At 44.6% G+C, this 628-nt stretch carries 1 protein-coding gene; it reads left to right on the top strand.

Annotated elements, in window-relative coordinates:
* Window positions 1–127 precede the first annotated feature (127 nt).
* The coding region (gene cmoA / locus AB4653_RS27470) for a carboxy-S-adenosyl-L-methionine synthase CmoA (protein ID WP_372105821.1) at window positions 128–628 on the top strand (501 nt) is incomplete at its 3' end.

Genomic DNA, 628 nt, shown 5'->3' on the forward strand with positions numbered 1-628 from the left:
ACTAACAAGCGTTCACTTTCATCAATCTCAGTTTTCGTGACAGCCGCGCTTTTTTTACGTAAAATACGTCCCCTTTTATTTGGTATGAATTTTGTGCCAATTACGCTGACTGTCGAGAGAAAATGCCATGAGCAACACAGACAATATCTTTTCCGCTCCTATTGATAAAATTGGAGACTTCACCTTTGATGCAAGGGTTGCTGAAGTATTTCCGGATATGATTCAACGCTCGGTGCCTGGTTATAGCAATATCATCTCTGCAATCGGCATGCTGGCTGAACGCTTTGTAAAGCCACATTCAAATATTTACGATCTTGGCTGCTCGCTTGGTGCTGCGACACTTTCTATGCGTCGTCACATTCAGCAAGAAGGCTGCACGATTTTCGCTATCGATAATTCAGAAGCCATGGTTGAACGCTGTAAGCTGCATGTAAACGCCTACCGCAGTGACACACCGGTAGAAGTGATTGAAGCCGACATCCGTGAAGTGGAAATCAAAGACGCCTCTGTTGTGGTGCTTAACTTTACACTGCAATTTCTGTCTCCTGACGACCGATACGCTCTGCTTGAAAAAATTCATGCAGGCTTACGCCCGGGCGGAATCTTAATCCTTTCTGAAAAGTACGTA

This window comes from Vibrio sp. 10N.222.48.A3, from assembly GCF_041475345.1.
GTDB lineage: Bacteria > Pseudomonadota > Gammaproteobacteria > Enterobacterales > Vibrionaceae > Vibrio > Vibrio tasmaniensis_A.